Origin of the sequence: Sphingobacterium lumbrici, assembly GCF_006476045.1 — a bacterium.
Taxonomy (GTDB): Bacteria; Bacteroidota; Bacteroidia; order Sphingobacteriales; family Sphingobacteriaceae; genus Sphingobacterium; species Sphingobacterium lumbrici.
Map to the genome: position 1 here is coordinate 1 of NZ_SRZY01000019.1, position 1,495 is coordinate 1,495.

A 1,495-nucleotide genomic window follows, 5' to 3' on the forward strand; every position below is an offset into this window, starting at 1 on the left:
TGTACGTCTTCAAACTAAATTGGACATTTTTGTTCAAAACCTTAAGGAGGATTTCGTGTTATAAATTTATTAATTTTTCTTGATTATACAACTGTCTTCTTTTGTTGATTTCGTTCGTTTTTATTTCCCTTCTTTTCTTCAAAATCAGCTCTGATCTTCCGTAATACATATCCGCTGGAGTCAGATTTTGCAGGGATTCGTGATAGCGTTTATTGTTGTAATTATCGACGAACTTTCCCAAGGCTTCGATGAGCTCCTCGGGGTGGTAAAAATTATTCAATTTGACCACATTTTTCATTGTCCTGTGGTAACGTTCTATCTTTCCCTGGGTCTGCGGATGCATCGGTTTACCGTGTACCTGTTTCATTTTTAAGGTGTCTTTCAAGTACGTTTTCAGTTCATTCGAAACATAGCAAGGACCATTGTCTGAGAGTAATTTAGGCTTTGCCTTGGACTTCAATTTGGCTTTTGTTATCGCTGTGTCTATCGTTCTTTTGACGTCTTCGGCTTTCATCGAATCGCAAAGTTCCCAATGAATAATGTAGCGGCTGTAATCGTCCAAAACCGTGCTCAAATAATACCAGCCCCAACCGATGATCTTGAAATAAGTAAAATCTGTCTGCCACATTTGATGCGCAAAAGCGGTCTTATCCTTAAACTCATTGGCTGCTGAAAGAAGAAAATGATTCGGTGCAGGAATTAAATCGCGTTGCTTCAAGATTCGATAAACACTTGATTCTGAAATGAAAACCTGCTGTTCGTCCGTGATTTTATGAGCCAACTCTCTGGAAGATAGCTCGGTATGCTCTAAAGCTACTTTTACCACCAAATCTTTCTGTTCTTCAGGGATGCTATTCCATTGCCTTTTTGTGCTTCTTTCAACGTTTTCTAAACCCTCATAACCCTTTGTTAGATACCCTTGGTACCATTTGTAAAAAGTGCTTCGAGCAATGCCAAAGCTCTCTAATGTCCGTTTAACACCGATTTCACTCCTGGTGACCGATTGAATAATCTCGTATTTCTCGCCTGCTGATAATCGCATATATTTTCGGTATTTATGGATTAATCCAGCATGTCCAAACTTTTTTTTACAATGTCGTAGCGAACCACCAGATCGGCTACAATTTCTTTTAATCTCGCATTTTCTTTCTTCAATTCCGCGACCTCATCGCTGGTCGCTTCACGGACAACATCGCCATTCAAACGTTTTTTGCCAGCCTCCATAAATTCCTTATTCCAAGCATAAAACTGGGATTGCGAAATGCTATGCTGACGGCACAATTCGGCTACCGAAGTCTCCGCCCGAAGACCTTCCATCACAATCAAAATCTTCTGTTCGGATGTGAAAATACGACGCGTGTTTTTGCGGATGTCTTTTACAAATTTTTCAGTACTCTTTTTCTTTGGAGTTTCCATATCTAAATCTAATTGTTTTTCTTGAAAACTCTCCTTAAGTTTTTATAATAGTGTGTCCACTTTTTGCTGACGATTTACA

General features: G+C 39.2%; 1 protein-coding gene. It reads right to left on the reverse strand.

Annotated elements, in window-relative coordinates; genetic code table 11:
• Positions 1–58: 58 nt before the first annotated feature.
• Positions 59–1,416, reverse strand: a protein-coding gene (locus tag E4F24_RS05380) for an IS3 family transposase (RefSeq protein ID WP_394344453.1) whose coding sequence is annotated in 2 segments (ribosomal slippage) — positions 59–1,101 and positions 1,101–1,416 — 1,359 coding nt in all. Because the reading frame shifts where the segments join, the coding sequence is not laid out codon by codon here.
• Between the last annotated feature and the right edge of the window lie 79 nt (positions 1,417–1,495).